Here is a 19338-nt window from a genome sequence, read left to right on the forward strand (position 1 = left end):
CGCGCCCACCGCCGCAAACCCCTCATCATCCCCGTCATCATCGACGCCTGAGCCACAGCCCGGGAGGCGTCCGGGGCCGGACGCGGACGTGCACGAGGTGAAACTCGGCGACGAGTCGTTCCTGATGTCCAGCCTCATCACCGGCCCACCGGGCCGGCCCCGAGCGCTTCACCGGCGACGTCTACCTCAACATGATCGAGACCCCCGCCGAGCCGGCCCGGTCGGCGACCGCCCTGGTCCGCTTCACCCGGCGCCCGCACCCGCTGGCACTCCCACGCCAACGGTCAGACCCTCTGCCTCACCGACGGCGTCGGTCTCGTCGGCACCCGCGACGGCCACGTCGTACGCGCCAGCGCCGGCCAGACGGTCAAGTGCCCGCCCGATGAGGAGCACTGGCACGGCGTCCTCGCGACAGGACCACGTCGGCGCCGAGCCCCCTCACCAACCGCTCGTCTGTCGGCGCCGCGTCAGCGACCACCGGAGCTAGCCCGTCTGCCTTGGCCAGCTGGAGGGCGTAGCCGCCGACAGCGCTGGCCGCTCCCGTGACCGCCACGGCCGGTGGTCTCGAACAGGCGGTGCTGCTCGGCCGTGATGCCGGAGTCCGGTACCGGTCGGTAGGTGTTGGGGCCGGCCAGGCTGGAAGTGACACCTCGCAGAGCTTGGACAGAGGCATCACGGATTCCTACGGGATCGGTGGCATAGGCCCTTCGAGGTCCACATGGGGGACCAGGGTGTCGCCGTCGCCCTGCACCACGGCGGTGCGCCACACCTTGTCATGCTCGGTGATCCGGTTGTTACGGCCCAGTCCGCCGGGCGAGGCAGGACCAGGGACACCAGGCGGCGCAGCGGGCAGGACACCGACGGCGCGGATCTGAGCGGCTCGCAGACGCGATGAGCGAAGGTGGTGGCTCGTCCACATGCCGTTTGTCCGGGTTTTGGTTTCAGGCGTGGTCGAGTGACTCCGAGGTATCAGCGCAGGCGCCTGTGACGCGCCCGTCGAGCGCAGCGTGCACGGTGGGGAAGACGGGGAGCAGCGTGCCAAGGCCGAGGAGGCGCCACACCTGCTGGTAGTGGTCGCTGAGGGCGGCGAGGCGCAGGGTGCCGGCATGGTTGTCGAGCGCGCGGGACAGCGTGATGATCATGCTGACGCCCGAGGAGTCGAGGTACTGCACTTCGGAGGCGTCGAGTACGAGGGTGCCGCAGCCCTCCTTGATCAGGTCTTCGCACCGGGCGCCGATGTCGGAGGCGTTGTCGTAGTCGACCTCGGTCGGCAGCCGGACAACCGTCGTGTCCGCGTGCCGTACACGCACCCTCAGCATCGAGAACCGACTCCCGTCCCCATGGCTTATGCCCGTGCCACCGGCGCCTTTCTGTTTGTCGCCGCCCGGCGACACCACCCCGCATACCCTGGAGCGACATAGGTCAAGCGTGCCTTCAAGCGCCGGGCCGGTGAGCAGACCGTTGACACCAGCGGGCTTAGCCGGGCAGCTCGGTGTGCAGGCGGATCGTGGTCCCTTCGTCCGGTGTGGACCGGATCTCGACCAGGTCGCAGAGCTGGTGGACGAGCCACAGCCCGCGTCCACCCACCTGTCTCGGGGTCGGCATCGTACGTCCGGCCAGTGGGTCGTCCAGGTAGCCGGCGTCGCGGAACTCGCAGATGAGCCGTCGTTCCTCGCTCCAGGTGCGCAGCACGCCTTGTCCGCCGCCGTGGCGGATGCTGTTGGTGGCCACCTCTGTCGCTGCCAGGTGCAGTTCGCGCAGGCGCCGACCGGTCAGTCCGTGCTGTTCGGCGCAGGCAGAGATCTTCTCTCGGAGGGCGGGCAGGTCGCCGCTGCTGTAGCGGAACTCGTCGTACGGGTCGCAGGGGTCGGTGAGGGCAGCGAAGGCATACGCTGCGTGCGCGTCGTAGTCCTCGCTCAGCACCGTCCGGCCGTCTCTGCGGATCTGGGGATGGCAGCGTGCCATCTGGGTCAGGGCGGCCTGGTCGCGTGCGACGTCGTAGGGGCACAACAGCCACCATGCCGGGCCCTGGGCGAACGCCCTGTTGAGCAGCCACTCGTGGTAGCGCAGTTCCTCAGCCTCGGCAGCAGTGCGGACCTGGTCCCAGGGGGATTCGCCGATCCCGCGGACGGGCCGCCCCTCCGAGACGTGTTCCTTGATCCATTCTTGCCAGGCAGCGATGAGCCGCCCCGGATGACGCGCCACCCGGCTGGTGTCGACATAGCGCACGGTGTCGTTCTCACGGATCTCCGCACGCAGCAATGACGCTTTTTCCTGCGGCACGGCCACGACGACGGCCTCGTCACCGGCGAGCGCCTCCTGGATGAAACCCAATGCGCCCGCGACGAATTCATCGCTGCCCGAGTACGGGTACAGCTCGTGCCGGTATCCCGTGCCTTCGAGGGGTGTGGACGAAGAGGAGGTCACGGCGTCATCACCACCGGAACGTCGGGAATCGCGAAGCCGGACAGCTTCCAGGCGAGCCGCACGGTCTCGTTGGTGCCTTCCAGGATGACCTTGCGATCCGGAAGGTGCCTGGCGGCATCGGCCAGTGCGCTCATCCCGGCGGCATCGAAGAACTCCAGGGTCTGGCAGAGCAGACGCACGGTCGGCGTGTGAGCGAGGAGGGTGCACAGGATGGTGCCGAAGGCCGCCGCGCCGTCGCTGTCGACGGTCCCGGTCACCTTCCAGCCTTCCAGCTCGGTTCGGTACACCCGGAAGGCGGGGGAGACCGGGCGGCTGCCCAGATGATGAGGATGCACACAACTGATCTGTTGCAGAGCCGGCAGGTCCCAGTCAGCACCGCTGTAGGCGCAGACCACCATGGCTCCGGTGTCGGCGGCGAACTCCTCCAGATCGAGCTCGCTGCGCAGCCACTCCCCGTTCCGGTCCGCGCGAGGTCCGGGCACGACGTGGTGCAGCACGCGAAGCGAGCGGAATCCCTCCCGGTCGGCGGCGGCCGCCTCCCGCCGCACCACGGAGAGAAGAGAACCCTGCAACCGGGCAGGGTCCAGTACAAGCGGCGCGAACTCGCTTTCCGCCCGCGGAGCGGGGCCGACGATCACGACCTTGTCGCCGTGCAACGCACCGTCCGCAACGAAAGCCCGGCTGCGGTCGATGACGTCATCGGCACGATCCAACAGGTGGCAGACATGATCGCCCATGTCCACCTCGTCCAGGGTTGGCAGTACGCGCGGCGCTCTCACTACTCCTCCCTCGCTCCTCCCTCACTCTACTGCTCTCGTGATTTCCTCCCGCACACTCCCCAGGGCGTGGGGCGGTGCTCGCCACCTCGTCCGGCTGCCACCGGCCTGGCGACCAGGCGTCGGCCTCGGAAGGTCTCCGCAGCGCCTTGAGGACTTCGTACCCCTCCGTGTGGATCTGCTGTCCGGCCCTCTGGGATCCGACCTCCACCAGAGATTCCTTGAGCCTGACCTGGCCGTCGGGACAAGCATCGGCATTCAGGCCGGCAGGTCGAGGGCGGTCTGCACGAGCGCATCAGCTTGCTGTCTTACGGGCAGTGCGCGATGGGACCACACTCGTTGGCTCCTCACCGCCCAGACGGGCGGTCACGTAGACGATGGTCCCGCCGTCTACAGGCCCGCCCCGGCCCACGGCAGAGGGGGTGGCCGGGCCGAGGGCGCGGCGAAGCAGCGAATGGACTGCCGGCCGGAGCCGAGGTCACCGTTCATGGTGGCGATGTGCGAGGACGGATTCGTGGGTGCGGGGCAGGGGCCTGGGCCTGCCAGGCGGCTGGCTACGGTTCCAGGAATTCAAGCGCCCGCGGGACGAATCTGTCGTGGTGCTGGAAGATCCCGCCGTGTCCGGCGTCGGGGTAGAGGGGTTCGAGTTCGCCCTGGGGCAGTCGGGCCGCCAGGTCGACTGAGTTGACGCTCGGGACCATGCGATCGCTCTCACCGTTGGCCACCAGGACCGGTTGGTGGATGCGCGACAGGTCGGCCGGTGCCTGGCGGCCCCAGTGGTGGATGGCCTTGAGCTGGGCGCGGAATGATGAGAGCGAGATGGCTTCGTCGCGGTCGTCCGTGCGTTCCTTCAGCCGGGCCAGGAAGGCGTGGGCCGCTCGGCGGTCATCCGCGGTGCCGGTGAAGAAGAGGTACCGCTTGGGGTCTTTGCGGGTCAGGACGGCCTTGATGGTGTCCTTGACGGTGAGGCTGGTGACCTTGTCGATGCCGGGGCCTCCGGCGGGTCCCGTGCCGGCGAGGATGAGCTTGCGTACAAGATCGGGTTCTTCTGCCGCGATGACCTGGGTGATGAAGCCCGCCCATCAACAGGCCGAGCAGGTCGACCCTGTCGTACCCGAGGGCCCGGATGAACAGCACGGTGTCGCGGGCCATCGCCTCGATCGTGTCAGGTGTGGTGCCGCCGGACGCGCCGGCGCCGCGCTTGTCGAAGGTGACCACCGGGCGCCGGGCGGCGAGTCCGTCGACGACGCGGGGATCCCAGTTGTCCAGGACTGCGGACAGGTGGTTGAGGAGGATCAGTGGTACGCCGTCGTCCGGGCCGAGCTGCCGGTAGACGAAGATCACGCCACGCACGGAAACGGAGCGGTTCGGGGTGTTCTCGTGCGACGTCGGGGCGGGGGAGCTGGGCGGCGTGCTCACGGCCGGGTCCTCAGGTGGTGTGGCGGGGAGCGGGGTGTTCAGGGACTTGTGGTTGTCGGAGGTGACGGGCGCCTGCGACTCGTCACCGCCCTTACGTCATTGCGACGACGGCATTGCCGGCCTTTGCCCGCCCCTTTTCCACGTACTCCATGGCCTGGAGGGTTTGCTCGAACGGGAAGACGCGGTCGATGACGGGACGGACCTTCCCGGTGTCGATGAGGGGGGTGAGTTCGCGCAGTTGGTTGCCGCTGGCCTTCATGAACAGGAACGAGTACGTCATACCGTGGCGCTTGGCGTTGCGCCGGGCTGTGAAGCCGAGGGCTGTCATGGCCAGGCGGAGGATCGGGTTCGCGCCCAGTTCGCGGGCGAAGGCCGGGTCGGGCGGGCCCGCGACGCTGATGGCTGTGCCGCCGGGCTTGAGAACGCGCAGGGAGCAGCGTGCCGTCCAGGAGCAGGTACGCCTTCGTCGACGCGGCGTGGACGGCGTCGGCCAGGGTGGGTGCGAGGGCGGCCAGGAGGTCGGCGGTCTCGGTGACACACCGGTAGGCGGTGGTGGTTCCGACACCGAATCCAGCCGCGAGCTGGGCATACGTGTGGCCTATCCGCAGGTGGGCGAGCGTGGGCAGGGCCTGGCGGCCGGCGCTCAGCCGTCGCCAGCGGGAACCGATCGCACGGCGGTGCCGCCGCAGCTGCTGCGCGAGGAAACGGAGGGCAGAGCTGGACACGTCCAGCCCGGACGGGCAGACAAGCACGTGAAGCCTCTGGTGGAGACGGTTCTCTTGGTCGAAAACCCATCCACCAGGGGCTTCATCACGTTGCCAGCCCAACTACCGAGACACCAGAGACAGGTTGGAAAGGGCTCAGTGGCAGGCGGCGCCGAAAGACGGGTTCCATGTGCTGCGCCACACCTACGCCTCTATGGTGCTTGAGGCAGGGGAGATGGGACGCAAGGCGATCGATAGCCTGCTCGGTGACCGGGGGAACGCGGGTCCTGGCTCGAACTCCCCAGATTCTCCCCAGGACGGTTCCTGAGCGCCGATCGGACGGACCGATGCGCGCAAACAACGAGGTGAGAGGCCGTATGTTCACCACCCGCCCCACCCTCCAGGGCACCTTCGGCATGGTGTCCTCCACCCACTGGCTCGCCTCCCAGTCGGCGATGGCGGTGCTGGAGGACGGGGGCAACGCGTTCGACGCGGCCGTGGCCGGGGCGTTCGTGCTGCACGTCGTGGAGCCGCACCTCAACGGGCCGGCCGGCGAGGTCCCGGTCCTGCTCGCCCCGGCGGGCGGTGCGGTGCGCGTGCTGTGCGGACAGGGCGTGGCCCCGGCGGGCGCGACGGTGGCCCACTACCGGGGGCTCGGGCTGGACCTCGTACCGGGCACCGGACCGCTCGCCGCCGCCGTGCCCGGTGCCTTCGACGCCTGGCTGCTGCTCCTGCGCGACCACGGCACCAAATCCCTGGACGACGTCCTGAAGTACGCCATCGGCTACGCCGAGCACGGGCACGCGTCCGTGGAGAACGTCGGCCTGACCGTCGAGAGCGTACGGCGGCTGTTCGAGACCGAGTGGACGTCCTCGGCGGAGCTGTACCTGCCGGGCGGCCGGGCACCCCGCCCCGGCACGCTGCTGCGCAACCCCGCCCTGGCCGCCACCTGGAAGCGGCTGCTGGCCGAGACCGCCCGCGCGGGCGGCCGGGAGGCCCGGATCGACGCCGCGCGCGAGGTGTGGCGCTCCGGCTTCATCGCCGAGGCCCTGGTACGGCAGTCCCGCCGGCCCACCCTGGACACCAGCGGCGAGCGGCACACCGGCACCCTCACCGAGGCCGACCTCGCCGGCTGGTCGGCGACCTACGAGACCCCGGTGACGTACGACTGGAACGGCTGGACGGTGTGCAAGGCCGGCCCCTGGAGCCAGGGCCCGGTGCTGCTCCAGCAGCTCGCCCTGCTCCCGCCCGAGCTGCCCGCCTACGGCTCCGCCGACTACGTCCACCTGCTGATCGAGGGCTGCAAGCTCGCCATGGCCGACCGCGAGGCCTGGTACGGGGACGCCGCCGAGGTGCCACTCGCGGACCTGCTGTCGGACGAGTACAACGCGGCCCGGCGGGCCCTCGTCGGCGAGAAGGCGGACCACGAGCTGCGCCCCGGCAGCCCCGGCGGCCGTACCCCGCGGCTGCCCGCGCGGGCACACGCGCGCGTGCCGGCCGGCGCGGCGCACGGCGTCGACCCGATGGGCGCCGGCGAACCGACCGTCGCCGGGCTGCCCGGCGAGCCCGAGGTCGCCGCCGACGGCACGACCCGCGGCGACACCTGCCACCTGGACGTCGTCGACCGCTGGGGCAACATGATCGCGGCCACGCCCAGCGGCGGCTGGCTCCAGTCCAACCCCGTCGTCCCCGAACTGGGCTTCCCGCTCGGCACCCGCTTGCAGATGACCTGGCTGGAGGAGGGCCTGCCGGGCTCCCTCACCCCCGGCCGCCGCCCCCGCACCACCCTCACCCCGTCCCTCGCGCTGCGCGACGGCGTGCCGGTCATGGCGTTCGGCACGCCCGGCGGCGACCAGCAGGACCAGTGGCAGCTGCACTTCTTCCTGGCCGCCTCCCTGCGCGCCCCCGTCCGCGGCGGCCTCGACCTCCAGGGCGCCGTCGACGCCCCCAACTGGCACAACGACAACCACCCCAGCTCCTTCCACCCGCGCGGCCGGCAGGCCGGCGGCGTGACCGTGGAGTCCCGCATGGACGCCGGGGTGATCGAGGAGCTGCGGCGGCGCGGCCACGACGTCACCGTGGGTCCCGCCTGGTCCGAGGGGCGGCTGTGCGCGGTGGCCCGGGACCCGGAGACCGGCGTCCTGTCGGCCGCGGCCAATCCGCGCGGCATGCAGGGATACGCCGTCGGCCGCTGACGGCCGTGCCCGGCCCGGCGGGCGGTGCCGATCCCCGCTCTTCACCCCGATTCCACCCCGAGTGCACCGAATGGGGGCGGGGATTGTCAGTGGGACGTGCTCTTATGGGAGGCATGATCGAAGAGACGGAGACCATCGACGAGTTTCTCGCCCGCTGCTCGGCCGACGTGGAGGAAGCGGTCCGCAAGGCCGCCGCGGCCGAGATCCTGCCCCGCTTCCGCCGCCTCGCCGCGCACGAGGTCGACCAGAAGAGCGGCCCGCACGACCTGGTGACGGACGCCGACCGCCTCGCCGAGCTGCGGCTCACCGAGGACCTCGGCGCCCTGCTGCCCGGCTCGGTGGTCGTCGGCGAGGAGGCGGTGCACGCCGACCCGGCGGTGTACCGGGCGCTCCAGGACGACGTACCGGTGTGGATCGTCGACCCGGTCGACGGCACCCGCCAGTTCGTGCACGGCGACGACGGCTTCTGCACCCTGGTCGCGCTCGTCCAGCGGGGCGTCGTGATCGCCTCCTGGACCTACGCGGCGGCGCGCGACCAGTTCGCCACCGCCGTCCGCGGCCAGGGCGCCTTCCTCGACGGCGAGCGGCTGTTCGCGGGCCCGCCCGCGCCCGGCCGGGACCTCGTCGTCGCCACCTCCCACCCGGACTACACCACCGACGAGCAGAAGCGCGCCCTGCGCCCCCTGTGGACCGACGGCCTCGCCCCGCGCGTGTGCGGCTCGGCGGGCCTGGAGTACCTCGCCGTGGCCCGGGGCGAGTTGGACGCCGTCGCGTTCTCCTGGGAGGCCGCCTGGGACCACGCGGCCGGTCTGCTCCTGGTCGAGGAGGCGGGCGGCACGCACCTCACGCTGACCGGCGAGCCGTTCCGCGTCACCGGCGGCAACGCCCTGCCGTTCACCGCCGCCCGGGACGCCGCCACCGCCCGCCGGGTCGCGGACCTGCTGCGCACCGCGTCCTGACCCCCGGGACCACCCGGGCCGGGGCGGTGTCAGACCCCCGGCATATCCTGATCCCGAATGGCCGTCGGCTGACGAAGGGGTCCGAAGGTGCCGTCGATGCTCGATGCGGTCGTGGTGGGTGCGGGGCCGAACGGACTGACCGCAGCCGTGGAGCTGGCCCGCCGCGGCTTCTCCGTGGCCCTGTTCGAGGCGAAGTCCACCGTCGGCGGCGGCGCCCGCACCGAGGAGCTGACCCTGCCCGGCTTCCGGCACGACCCGTGCTCGGCCGCGCACCCCCTCGGCATCAACTCCCCGGCGTTCCGCGCCCTGCCGCTCGACCGGTACGGCCTCGAATGGCTGCACGCCCCGCTGCCCATGGCCCACCCGTTCCCGGACGGCACCGCGGCCGTGCTCTCCCGCTCGGTCGCCGAGACCGCCGCCTCCTTCGGCCCGCGCGACGCGGGCGCGTACCGCAGGCTGGTCGAGCCGCTCCTCGCCCACTGGGACACCCTGGTCCGGGACTTCATGTCCCTGCCGCTGACCGCGCTGCCCCGCGACCCCGTCACCCTGGCCCGCTTCGGCCTGGCCGGGCTCCCGCCGTCCACCTGGCTGATGCGCCGCTTCAAGGACGAGCGGGTCAAGACCCTCTTCGCGGGCCTGGTCGCCCATGTCATGGCGCCGCTGAACGGCCTGGCCACGGGCGCCATCGGACTGGTCTTCGCCCTGTCCGCCCACGCCCGCGGCTGGCCGGTGCCCCGCGGCGGCTCCCAGGCCATCTCCGACGCCCTCGCCGCCTACCTGACCGACCTCGGCGGCGCCGTGCACACCGACTACGAGGTCAAGCGCCTCGACGACCTGCCGCCCGCGCGCGCGTACGTCTTCGACACCTCGCCCGCCGCGCTCGCCCGGATCGCCGGCTTCGGCGACCACTACGCGCGCTACCGCTACGGCCCCGGCGTCTTCAAGATCGACTACGCGCTGGACGGCCCCGTGCCCTGGACCGCGCCCGAGGCCCGCACCGCCGGCACCGTCCAGATCGGCGCGAGCCAGGCCGAGATCGGCACCGCCCTGCGCGCCGCCTCCCGCGAGGGGCGCGCCCCCGACAGACCGTTCATGATCACCGTGCAGCCCAGCCTGGTCGACCCGTCCCGCGCCCCCGAGGGCAAGCACGTCTTCTGGGCCTACGGCCATGTGCCCAACGGCTGGTCCGGCGACCTCACGGACGCCATAGAACGCCAGCTCGAGCGCTTCGCCCCCGGCTTCCGCGACCGCGTGCTCGCCCGCGCCACCGCCGGACCCGCCGAGATGGCCGCCCGCAACGCCAACTACGTCGGCGGCGACATCGCCTGCGGCGCGGCCTCCGGACTCCAACTGCTGCTGCGCCCCAAGCCGACCCTGTTCCCGTACCACACCCCCCACCCGGCCGTCTTCATCTGCTCCTCGGCCACCCCGCCCGGACCCGGTGTCCACGGCATGTCCGGACACAACGCGGCCAAGGCCGTCTGGCGGAGACTGAGACAGACCTGACGGACATCGACTGAGGCAGACATGACCGCCATCACCCTCGTCCAGGGCGACATCACCCGGCAGCACGCCGACGCCATCGTCAACGCGGCGAACTCCTCCCTGCTCGGCGGCGGAGGCGTGGACGGCGCGATCCACCGCCGGGGCGGCCCCGCCATCCTGGAGGAGTGCCGCGCCCTGCGCGCCTCCCGGTACGGAAAGGGCCTGCCCACGGGCCGGGCGGTCGCCACCACGGCGGGCGAACTGGACGCCCGCTGGGTGATCCACACCGTGGGACCCGTCTGGTCCGCCACCGAGGACCGCTCCGGCCTGCTCGCCTCCTGCTACCGCGAGGCACTGCGCGTCGCCGACGAACTCGGTGCCCGGACCGTCGCCTTCCCGGCCGTCTCCACCGGCGTCTACCGCTGGCCGATGCAGGACGCGGCCCGTATCGCGGTGGAGACCGTACGGAACACGCCGACGGCGGTGGAGGAGGCGCGGTTCGTGCTCTTCGACGAACGGGCGTACGAGGCGTTCGCCCGGCAGGCCGGCTGACGGACGCCGCCGCCGACCGACCCGAACCGCTCGGCCGGCTCACCCGAACGGCGTATCCCTCGGTGCGCCCGGCGGCTGCCTGGCCAACGCTCGGAGTGCCCCACGTGCTCCCCGCGAGCGCGCGGGATCCGAACGAACGGGGAGGCAGAAAGGACACGCTCATGAGCCAGGCAGCGCAGCCCAGCGGACCGACCGGTCCGGGCGGCTCGTGGCCGCCGCGGCAGCCCGGCGCCCGGGGTGGCGCCTGGGCGACCGGCGGCGTCACGTTCGCCGGAGTCCTGATGATGTGCAGCGGCCTCCTCGCCCTCTTCCAGGGGATCGCCGCCGTCGCCGGGGACGCCGTCTACTACCGCATCGGCAGCTACATCTACAAGATGAACCTCACCGGCTGGGGCACGATCCACATCGTCATCGGCGCCCTGGTCCTGGCGACGGGCGTCGGCCTGCTCATGGGCATGGCCTGGGCCCGCATCGTCGGCCTGGTCCTCGTCGCGTTCAGCCTCATCACGCAGTTCCTGTTCCTGCCGTACGCGCCCGTCTGGTCACTGGTCCTGCTGGCGATCGACGTCTTCGTGCTCTGGGCGCTCGCGTCACACCGCGAAGCGGCGGCCTGAACCCCCGCGGCGCCCGGCACGCCTCCATCACGCCGACCCGCAGGCCGGGGGCTCCCGGCCCCCGCCCAAGAGCCGCCCCGGGTCGCTCCCGGCCCCGTCCGGCAGCGGCCCCGGGCCACAAACCAGGACCCCGTCCAAGAGCCGCCCCGGGTCGCGCCCCCGGCCCCATCCAGCAGCTGCTCCCGGCCCGCGAACCAGGACCCCGGGCCCGCCGACACAATGCGATCCAGGTCCCCAGCCTTGGCCGCGCCCCGACGCCGCCCCACCGGCCGCTCCCGGCCGGGCTCCCGGCCCCCGTCCGGCAGCGGCCCCGGGCCACAAACCAGGACCCCATCCAAGAGCCGCTCCCGGCCCGCGCTCCCGGCCTCCGCCCACCGGCCGCTCCCGGCCTCCGCCCACCAGCGCCCCGGCCCGCGCCCCCGCCCCCGTCCAGCAGCCGCTCCCGGCCCCTGCTCACGGGCTCCGCGCCTGCACGTGGCATCATCGGCGCGGTCCCCGACCGCAGCCGTGGGGGCCGCGGTGAGCCGTCCGCACGGCACGAGGAGTACGAGGAGCACGATGGACCCCGCGCTGCTGGACGACTTCTCCCTGGAGATGACCGGCAAGGACGTGCCCGGGCTGGAGGAGGCGCGGGACAGCGTCCCGCCCGGCACCCGGATCAACATCACGTTCCTGGCCGGCGAGGACACCGGTACGCGGCTGAGCGCCGCCCGCGCGGTCAAACGGCTCGGTTTCGTCCCCGTACCGCACATCTCCGCGCGCCGTCTGCCCTCCCGTACCGCCCTGGAGGAGTTCCTCGCCGGGCTGGCGGCCGACGGCACCGCCGGGAACGTGTTCGTCGTCGGCGGCGACCCGGCCCGCCCCGAGGGGCCCTACGAGGACGCCCTCGCCGTCCTGCGCACCGGGCTGCTGCGGCGCCACGGCGTCCGGCACGTCGGCATCGCCGGCTATCCCGAGGGCCACCCCGGCATAGCCGACCGGCTGCTGTGGCCGGCGCTCACGGACAAAGCGGCGGCCATCGGCGCGGACCGGTTCACCGGGGACGTCATCACCCAGTTCGGCTTCGACGCCGACCCGGTGCTCGCCTGGCTGGAGGCCCTGCGCGCGCGGGGCGTGCACCTGCCCGTCCGCGTCGGCGTCCCCGGACCCGCGGGGGTGCGCCGGCTGCTGCGCTACGCCGGCCGGTTCGGCGTCGGCACCAGCGCCTCCGTGGCCCGCAAATACGGCTTCTCGCTGACCAATCTCATGGGCACGGCCGGCCCGGACCGCTTCCTGCACGCACTGGCCGACCGGTACGACCCGGCCCGGCACGGCACGGTGAAGGTGCACTTCTACACGTTCGGCGGCCTGCGGACCACCGCCGACTGGATCACCCGCTTCCGGCAGGGATCCGAACGGATCAGCGAGGAGCGGCAGACCGCTCGATCATGAGATCGAGCGGTCGGGGGCCCTGGCCAGGCCCACGTTGATGTCGGATTTTCGCCAGCGACCGGGGCGTGCGGTGGGCCATGCTGGGCGCATGCAGACAGGGATGCACCACGACCGGGAGCACTGCGTGCGCGCCGTGCGGTCCAAGGACGCGCGGTTCGACGGATGGTTCTTCACGGCCGTCCTGACCACCCGGATCTACTGCCGGCCGAGCTGCCCGGTCGTGCCGCCCAAGCCGGAGAACATGACGTTCTACCCGAGCGCCGCCGCCTGCCAGCAGGCCGGGTTCCGGGCCTGCAAGCGCTGCCGCCCCGACACCAGCCCCGGCTCCCCGGAGTGGAACGCGCGCGCCGACCTCGTGGCCCGGGCCATGCGGCTGATCGCCGACGGGGTCGTGGACCGCGAGGGCGTGCCCGGACTCGCCGCCCGGCTCGGCTACAGCACCCGGCAGGTGGAGCGCCAGCTGCTCGCCGAGCTGGGCGCCGGCCCCCTCGCGCTCGCCCGCGCGCAGCGGGCCCAGACCGCGCGGCTGCTCATCGAGACCACGGCCCTGCCGATGGCGGAGATCGCGTTCGCGGCCGGTTTCGCCTCCGTCCGCGCCTTCAACGACACCGTCCGCGAGGTCTTCGCCCTGTCCCCGAGCGAGCTGCGCGCCCGGGCGCCGAAGAGCGGCGCGGGCACCCCCGGCGTGGTCACCCTGCGGCTGCCGTTCCGCGCCCCGCTCAACCCGTCCAACCTCTTCGGCCACCTCGCCGCCACCGCCGTCCCCGGTGTCGAGGAGTGGCGCGACGGCGCCTACCGCCGCACCCTGCGGCTGCCGTACGGCCACGGCATCGCCGCGCTCGCACCCCGCCCCGACCACATCGCCTGCCGCCTCACCCTCAGCGACCTGCGCGATCTGACCGTGGCCATCAGCCGCTGCCGCCGCCTGCTCGACCTGGACGCCGACCCGGTGGCGGTCGACGGCCACCTGCGCACCGACCCGTCCCTGGCCCCCCTGGTCGACCGGGCCCCGGGCCGGCGGGTGCCGCGCACGGTCGACGAGGCCGAGTTCGCCGTCCGGGCCGTGCTCGGGCAGCAGGTCTCCACGGCCGCCGCCCGCACCCACGCGGCCCGCCTGGTCACCGCGCACGGCAAGCCCCTGGACGACCCCGAAGGCGGCCTCACGCACCTCTTCCCCTCACCCGAGGCGCTGGCCGGCGTCGACCCCGAGACCCTGGCGATGCCCCGCACCCGGCGCACCACCTTCACCACCCTCGTCCGCGAACTCGCCGACGGCGGACTGCACCTGGGCGTGGAGGCCGACTGGGCCGAGGCGCGGGCCCGGCTCCTCGCGCTGCCCGGCTTCGGGCCCTGGACGGTGGACGTCATCGCCATGCGCGCCCTCGGCGACCCCGACGCCTTCCTCCCCACCGACCTCGGCATACGGCGCGCCGCGAAGGAACTGGGCCTGCCGGCCACCCCGGCCGCACTCACCGCCCGCGCGCAGATGTGGCGGCCCTGGCGGTCGTACGCGGTGCAGTACCTGTGGGCGACGGACAGCCACCCGATCAACTTCCTCCCGGCCTGAAGGACTCGACTCCGATGAACCACCACACCGTGACCGACAGCCCGTACGGTCCGCTCACCCTCGTCGCCGACGCCGACGGCGCCCTGTGCGGCCTGTACATGGTGGACCAGCGGCACCGCCCCGGCGAGGAGAGGTTCGGCCCGCGCGACGACTCCCTGCCCGTCTTCGCCGAGACGGCCGAGCAGTTGACGGCGTACTTCTCGGGCGAGACCAAGGAGTTCACCGTCCGGCTCGGCCTGCACGGCACACCGTTCCAGCGCAGCGTCTGGCAGCAGCTGACCGCCATCCCGTACGGCGAGACCCGCACCTACGGCGAACTGGCCGACGCCCTCGGCAACCCCCGGGCCTCCCGCGCCGTCGGCCTCGCCAACGGCCGCAATCCCGTGGGCATCATCGTGCCCTGCCACCGCGTGATCGGCTCCGACGGCAGCCTCACCGGCTACGGCGGCGGCCTCGACCGCAAACGCCGCCTGCTGGACTTCGAACGGGGAACCGCCCTGTTCTGACCCCGCCGACCGGCGCCGGCCCCGCCGACCGGCGCCGGCCCGGCGTGCTCAGTCGCCCAGCGTGCGCAGGAGTGCGGGCAGCGCGGTGCCGATCGGTTCCCGGACGATCTCGTCGGCCCGGTCGTCGTAGGGCGTGGGTTCGGCGTTCACGATGACGAGGCGTGCGCCGTGGTCGGCGGCCACGCCGGCCAGGCCGGCGGCGGGCTGCACCTGGAGGCTGCTGCCCACGGCGATGAACACCTGGCAGGCCTTGGTGACGGCGACGGCCTGCCCGAGGACCACCGGATCCAGCCGCTCGCCGAACATCACCGTCGCCGACTTCAGGATGCCGCCGCACTCCAGGCACGGCGGGTCCGCCTCGCCGGCCTCCACCCGGGCGAGGGCGTCCTCCATCGGCCCCCGGGCCCCGCACCCGGTGCACACCACGCCCCGGGCGCTGCCGTGGAGTTCGAGCACCTTGCGGGCGGGCATACCGGCGAGCTGGTGCAGGCCGTCCACGTTCTGGGTGATGACCCGGACCGGCACGCCGGACCTCTCCAGCTCGGCGACGGCCCGGTGCGCCGCGTTCGGCTCGGCCCGCAGCGTCCGGTTCTCGCGGCGCATCCGCCAGGACCGCCGCCGGATCTCCGGGTCCGTCATGTAGTACTCGTACGTCACGAGCTTCTCGGCCTCCGGATCGCGCCGCCACAGCCCGTTCGGCCCGCGGTAGTCCGGGATGCCGGAGTCGGTGGAGATACCGGCCCCGCTGAGCAGGGCGACGAGGGGCTTGGCCATGGCATCGAGGGTAGGGCGGGCGGCGTGCCCGCCGCGAACGGATAACCGCGGGGACGGGACCGGCGAGACGGTCCCATGGCACGGTCCCCGGTGCCGGCGTCCCCGCATGGCCAGGTGACCGGGCGGTCAGGCCACCCGGTGGCCGTTCTCCAGTTCCGCCGTCCCGGAGCCGTCCGCGAGGACGTCCAGCGCGGCCAGCACCCGGCGGCCGAGCGCCCCGGGCAGATGGGCGGTGAGGTCCTCGCGGGCGACCAGGCGCCAGGAGAGCAGTTCCTCCTCCTGGAGACGGATGGCCTTCAGCTCGTCCTCGGTCAGGACACCGCCGTCGTACAGGTACGCCACCAGCGGCGGCCGGCCCGCGCCGTGCACCCAGTCCACGGCCAGCAGCCGGCCGAGTTCGCGGTCGAGCCCGATCTCCTCCAGCGTCTCCCGGCGGGCGCCCTGGCGCGGCGTCTCACCGTCGTCGGACTCGATGGTCCCGCCCGGAAGGGCCCAGCCGTCACGGTAGTTGGGTTCGACGAGCAGCACCCGCCCCCCGGCGTCCCGGAAGAGGGCGGCGGCCCCGGCGAGGACACGGGGCAGGCTCGCGATGTACGCGGCGAAATCCTGGGTCGTGGTCATGGGGGGAAGGGTAACCAGCCGGCCGCCGGCTACGTCCCGCTCGTCGCCAGGCGCACGGTGCGTTCGGCCAGCGCGCTGATCCGTACGCCGTCGAAGCCGAACACCGCGCTGCGCACCGTGTCCTCCAGCGGGTCCCGCCAGCGCGCCGGAATGGCCTCCGCCCCGGTGCGGACCCCGGCCACCGAACCGGCCGTCGCCCCGTTGGAGTCGGTGTCCAGGCCGCCGCGCACGGTCAGGGCGACGGTCCGGGTGAAGTCGCCGTCGCCGTACAGCAGTCCGGCGGTGAGGACGGCGGCGTTCGGGACCGTGTGGATCCAGCCGAGCCCCGCGGTCTCCGCGGACACCGTGGCCAGGGTCTCCTCCCACGGCAGCCGCGCCTCGTGCAGGCCCGTCACCCGCCGCACGGTCCGGGCCAGGCGGCTGCTCGCCGGGACGACCGAGAGCGCGGTGTCCAGGGCGTCCCGCACGGTCGGGGCGGTGAACGCCGCCGAGATCAGCGCGGCGGCCCACATCGCGCCGTACACGCCGTTGCCGGTGTGCGAGAGCACCGCGTCCCGGCGGGCCAGCCCGGCGGCCCGGACGGGGTCGCCGGGGCAGGTCCAACCGTAGACGTCGGCGCGGATCAACGCGCCGATCCACTCCTGGTACGGGTTGTCGTACGTCGCCGTCAGCGGCGGTTTCAGCCCGTTCGCGAGGTTCCGGTACGCGGCCCGTTCCGCCGTGAACGTCTGGAGGTACGGCAGCCTGAGCAGCCACAGCTCGCCGACCTGCTCGGTGCTGAAGCCGAAGCCGTGGGTCTCCAGCAGGTGCAGGCCGAGGATCGCGTAGTCGACGTCGTCGTCCCGGCAGCTGCCGTGGATCCGGCCGCGCACGCAAGCGCGCCACTCCGGGCGCAGTACGGCGGCCTCGTCCGCGTCCGCCGGCTCGGGCAGGTAGTCGGTCAGCGGCAGGGCCGCGGCCCGGCGCAGATAGCGGTCGATGCGGTCGCGCGTCCACACCTCGCCCTGCTCGACCGGCTTGCCGAGCATGTTGCCCGCGATCCGGCCGAGCCAGCCGCCGTGGACGCGGTCGGCGAGGTCCGGACCGGTGCGCTGGGTGCTCATGGCAGGGGTGTACCCACTTTGCCCAGCCGGCTCCCAGCGGCTCGACCAGGGTTCGGGCGGGGCATGACGGCGGGGGTGCCCTGCGGTTATGGTCACAGCGGCGCGACTGGCCCTGACGTGCGCGGGGCCCGGAGAGCAAGGGGAAGACAAGGTGGCGGACGCTGGAGTGAACGAGACCCGTCGGGTGCTCATCGCCGCGGACAAGTTCAAGGGCTCGCTGACGGCCGTGCAGGTCGCCGAGCGGGTGACGGCCGGGCTGCGCCGGGTCGTGCCGGATCTTCAGGTGGAGGCGCTGCCCGTGGCCGACGGCGGCGACGGGACCGTGGACGCGGCGGTCGCGGCCGGTTTCGAGCGCCGGGAGGTGCGGGTCGCCGGGCCGCTCGGCGAGGAGGTCACGGCCGCGTTCGCGCTGCGCGGCGGCACCGCGGTGGTGGAGATGGCCGAGGCGAGCGGCTTGCAGCGGCTGCCGGCCGGGCTCTTCGCGCCGCTGACCGCCTCGACGTACGGCTCCGGGGAACTGCTGCGGGCCGCGCTGGACGCGGGCGCGCGGACGATCGTGTTCGGCGTCGGCGGCAGCGCCACGACGGACGGCGGCGCGGGCATGCTGTCCGCGCTGGGCGCGCGGTTCCTGACCGAGGAGGGCGAGCCGGTGTCGCCGGGCGGCGGCGGACTCGCCGACCTCGCCCGCGCGGACCTGTCCGGCCTCGACCCGCGGCTGTCCTCGGTCGAGCTGGTGCTGGCCAGCGACGTCGACAACCCGTTGACCGGCCCGAAGGGCGCGCCGGCGGTGTACGGCCCGCAGAAGGGGGCCTCGCCGGACGACGTGGAGACGCTGGACGCCGCGCTGGCCCACTTCGCGAAGGTGCTGGAGGCGGAGGCCGGGCCGCGCGCCGCCGAGTACGCGGCGGCGCCGGGTGCGGGGGCCGCCGGGGGCATCGGATACGGGGCCCTGCTGCTCGGTGCGCGGTTCCGTCCCGGTATCGAGGTGATGCTCGACGTGCTGGGCTTCGCGCCCGCCCTGGAGCGGGCCTCGCTGGTGATCACCGGGGAGGGGTCGCTGGACGAGCAGACGCTGCACGGCAAGGCACCGGCGGGGGTCGCCGCGGCGGCGCGGGCGGCGGGCAAGGAGGTCGTGGCGGTGTGCGGGCGGCTGGCGCTGCCTGCGGAGGCGCTGCTCGGGGCCGGGATCTCGCGGGCCTACCCCCTGACATCCGTCGAGCCGGACGTCGCCCGGTGCATCGCGGACGCGGGGCCGATCCTGGAACGGGTCGCCGCGCGGCTGGCCGAGGACCACTTGGCCTGAGGCCTCTGATCGGCCGCACAGACGAGGGGCCCCCTACCCGACCCGGGCAGGGGGCCCCTCGTCCACGTACCGCTACGGCAACTGCGCGGCCCGTGCCTCACGACGGTTGTCGCGGAAGTTGTTCACCCGTCGAGCCGTGGCGAACAGCGGAATCACCGCGCCCATCACCAGTTGCAGTGCGCAGCCCGTCTGGAGGAGCAGCTGTCCGCTGGGCGCGTCGAAGGCCCAGGCCGCCAGCAGCCCCATCGACAGCACGATCCAGGAGAGCATCGCGCCCGCGAGGCGTCCCCGGGGCTTCGGGTACTCCACCCGGCTCACCATCAGCCACGCGGTCCCGAGGATCGCCAGCAGGGTCGCCACGAACGGGAGCTCCAGCAGCACGATCGAGACGACCGTCAGCGCGCCGAACGGCGAGGGCATGCCCTGGAACATGCCGTCCTTCATCGTCACGCAGCTGAAGCGGGCCAGTCTCAGCACCACGGCCAGCAGCACCACGATCGCGCCCACCGCCGCCACCCGCTGGTGCGCGTCGTCCGCGACCATGCCGTAGACGAGGACGAAGTACGCGGGGGCCAGACCGAAGCTGATCAGGTCGGACAGGTTGTCCAGCTCCGCGCCCATCGGCGACGAGCGCAGCTTGCGGGCCACCAGCCCGTCGAACAGGTCGAAGACCGCCGCGCAGAGCATCAGGATGACCGCCGTGGCCGCGCTGTGGCGGGCCATGCCGGACTCCTGGCTGCCGGTGAGGTGCGGGATCAGGATGCCGGTGGTGGTGAAGTACACCGCCATGAAGCCGCACGTGGCGTTGCCCAGCGTGAGGGTGTCCGCTATCGACAGGCGGAGAGAAAGAGGCATCTCCTCCTCGTCGTCCACCTCGTCGGCCTCGGGCACCCAGCCCGCCT

17 protein-coding genes and 5 pseudogenes are annotated in these 19338 nt (G+C 73.0%); 10 read left to right on the plus strand and 12 right to left on the minus strand.

Going from position 1 to position 19338, the window contains the following annotated elements; all coding sequences use genetic code 11:
- Positions 1–152: 152 nt before the first annotated feature.
- Positions 153–414: pseudogene (locus IE294_RS49665) on the plus strand (cupin domain-containing protein); the annotation flags it as partial.
- A gap of 140 nt (positions 415–554) precedes the next feature.
- Here the strand turns inward: IE294_RS49665 and IE294_RS47600 are convergent.
- From IE294_RS47600 to IE294_RS16505, 8 genes and pseudogenes are all read right to left on the minus strand, one after another.
- Positions 555–852: pseudogene (locus IE294_RS47600) on the minus strand (DNA-binding protein); the annotation flags it as partial.
- Positions 853–941: 89 nt separating this feature from the next.
- On the minus strand, positions 942–1319 hold the full coding sequence (locus IE294_RS16480) for an STAS domain-containing protein (RefSeq protein WP_189886720.1): 378 nt from the start codon (positions 1317–1319) through the stop codon (positions 942–944).
- 157 nt (positions 1320–1476) lie between these two features.
- Positions 1477–2427, minus strand: a complete 951-nt coding sequence (locus IE294_RS16485) for an anti-sigma factor RsbA family regulatory protein (RefSeq protein WP_189886722.1) — start codon at positions 2425–2427, stop codon at positions 1477–1479.
- A complete protein-coding gene (locus IE294_RS16490; protein ID WP_189886724.1) occupies positions 2424–3206 on the minus strand; it encodes an MEDS domain-containing protein in 783 nt (260 codons plus the stop codon). Before IE294_RS16490 ends, IE294_RS16485 begins: the two co-directional genes overlap by 4 nt.
- Positions 3207–3757: 551 nt before the next feature.
- Positions 3758–4273: an alpha/beta fold hydrolase gene (locus tag IE294_RS49340; RefSeq protein WP_306433453.1), complete on the minus strand. Its 516-nt coding sequence runs from the start codon at positions 4271–4273 to the stop codon at positions 3758–3760.
- A gap of 61 nt (positions 4274–4334) precedes the next feature.
- Positions 4335–4622: pseudogene (locus IE294_RS49670) on the minus strand (alpha/beta fold hydrolase); the annotation flags it as partial.
- Positions 4623–4713: 91 nt separating this feature from the next.
- A pseudogene (locus IE294_RS16500) lies at positions 4714–5055 on the minus strand (zinc-binding dehydrogenase); the annotation flags it as partial.
- Positions 5051–5374 (minus strand): annotated as a pseudogene (locus tag IE294_RS16505) (transposase family protein); the annotation flags it as partial. The pseudogenes IE294_RS16505 and IE294_RS16500, both read right to left, overlap by 5 nt.
- 329 nt (positions 5375–5703) lie before the next feature.
- On the opposite strand from IE294_RS16505, the gene IE294_RS16510 reads away from it, so the two are divergent.
- The 8 genes from IE294_RS16510 to IE294_RS16545 all read left to right on the plus strand — a co-directional run bounded on the left by IE294_RS16510 (position 5704) and on the right by IE294_RS16545 (position 14635).
- Positions 5704–7521 carry a gamma-glutamyltransferase family protein gene (locus tag IE294_RS16510; RefSeq protein WP_189886726.1) on the plus strand — a complete coding sequence of 606 codons (1818 nt, stop codon included), beginning with the start codon at positions 5704–5706 and terminating at the stop codon, positions 7519–7521.
- Positions 7522–7634: 113 nt separating this feature from the next.
- Complete coding sequence (locus tag IE294_RS16515; RefSeq protein WP_189886728.1) at positions 7635–8480, plus strand: inositol monophosphatase family protein; 846 nt, start codon at positions 7635–7637, stop codon at positions 8478–8480.
- Between the two features lie 87 nt (positions 8481–8567).
- Entirely contained in the window at positions 8568–9986 is a 1419-nt protein-coding gene (locus tag IE294_RS16520) for a phytoene desaturase family protein (protein ID WP_175252310.1), read from the plus strand.
- A gap of 21 nt (positions 9987–10007) precedes the next feature.
- Positions 10008–10517 (plus strand): O-acetyl-ADP-ribose deacetylase, encoded by a 510-nt coding sequence (locus IE294_RS16525; RefSeq protein WP_189886730.1) that lies wholly within the window; start codon positions 10008–10010, stop codon positions 10515–10517.
- Between the two features lie 161 nt (positions 10518–10678).
- The gene (locus IE294_RS16530; RefSeq protein ID WP_189886732.1) at positions 10679–11131 is read left to right on the plus strand and encodes a DUF7144 family membrane protein; all 453 of its coding nucleotides are present in this window, start codon (positions 10679–10681) and stop codon (positions 11129–11131) included.
- A 558-nt stretch (positions 11132–11689) separates the two neighbouring features.
- Positions 11690–12562 carry a methylenetetrahydrofolate reductase gene (locus IE294_RS16535; RefSeq protein WP_189886734.1) on the plus strand — a complete coding sequence of 291 codons (873 nt, stop codon included), beginning with the start codon at positions 11690–11692 and terminating at the stop codon, positions 12560–12562.
- A gap of 88 nt (positions 12563–12650) precedes the next feature.
- Positions 12651–14129 carry a DNA-3-methyladenine glycosylase 2 family protein gene (locus IE294_RS16540; RefSeq protein ID WP_306433451.1) on the plus strand — a complete coding sequence of 493 codons (1479 nt, stop codon included), beginning with the start codon at positions 12651–12653 and terminating at the stop codon, positions 14127–14129.
- A gap of 14 nt (positions 14130–14143) precedes the next feature.
- Positions 14144–14635, plus strand: coding sequence for a methylated-DNA--[protein]-cysteine S-methyltransferase (locus IE294_RS16545; protein ID WP_014675972.1), 492 nt, complete (start codon positions 14144–14146; stop codon positions 14633–14635).
- A 48-nt stretch (positions 14636–14683) separates the two neighbouring features.
- Here the strand turns inward: IE294_RS16545 and IE294_RS16550 are convergent, their stop codons facing one another.
- From IE294_RS16550 to IE294_RS16560, 3 genes are all read right to left on the minus strand, one after another.
- Positions 14684–15409: an SIR2 family NAD-dependent protein deacylase gene (locus tag IE294_RS16550; RefSeq protein WP_189886736.1), complete on the minus strand. Its 726-nt coding sequence runs from the start codon at positions 15407–15409 to the stop codon at positions 14684–14686.
- A 126-nt stretch (positions 15410–15535) separates the two neighbouring features.
- Positions 15536–16030 carry an NUDIX domain-containing protein gene (locus tag IE294_RS16555; protein ID WP_189886738.1) on the minus strand — a complete coding sequence of 165 codons (495 nt, stop codon included), beginning with the start codon at positions 16028–16030 and terminating at the stop codon, positions 15536–15538.
- A 29-nt stretch (positions 16031–16059) separates the two neighbouring features.
- Entirely contained in the window at positions 16060–17133 is a 1074-nt protein-coding gene (locus IE294_RS16560) for an ADP-ribosylglycohydrolase family protein (RefSeq protein ID WP_189886740.1), read from the minus strand.
- Positions 17134–17299: 166 nt separating this feature from the next.
- On the opposite strand from IE294_RS16560, the gene IE294_RS16565 reads away from it, so the two are divergent.
- Complete coding sequence (locus IE294_RS16565) at positions 17300–18436, plus strand: glycerate kinase (protein WP_229917184.1); 1137 nt, start codon at positions 17300–17302, stop codon at positions 18434–18436.
- A gap of 72 nt (positions 18437–18508) precedes the next feature.
- Here the strand turns inward: IE294_RS16565 and pssA are convergent, their stop codons facing one another.
- Positions 18509–19327, minus strand: a complete 819-nt coding sequence (gene pssA, locus IE294_RS16570; protein WP_014675980.1) for a CDP-diacylglycerol--serine O-phosphatidyltransferase — start codon at positions 19325–19327, stop codon at positions 18509–18511.
- Positions 19328–19338 lie beyond the last annotated feature (11 nt).

Source organism: Streptomyces canarius, assembly GCF_014650735.1.
Taxonomy (GTDB): domain Bacteria; phylum Actinomycetota; class Actinomycetes; order Streptomycetales; family Streptomycetaceae; genus Streptomyces; species Streptomyces olivaceoviridis.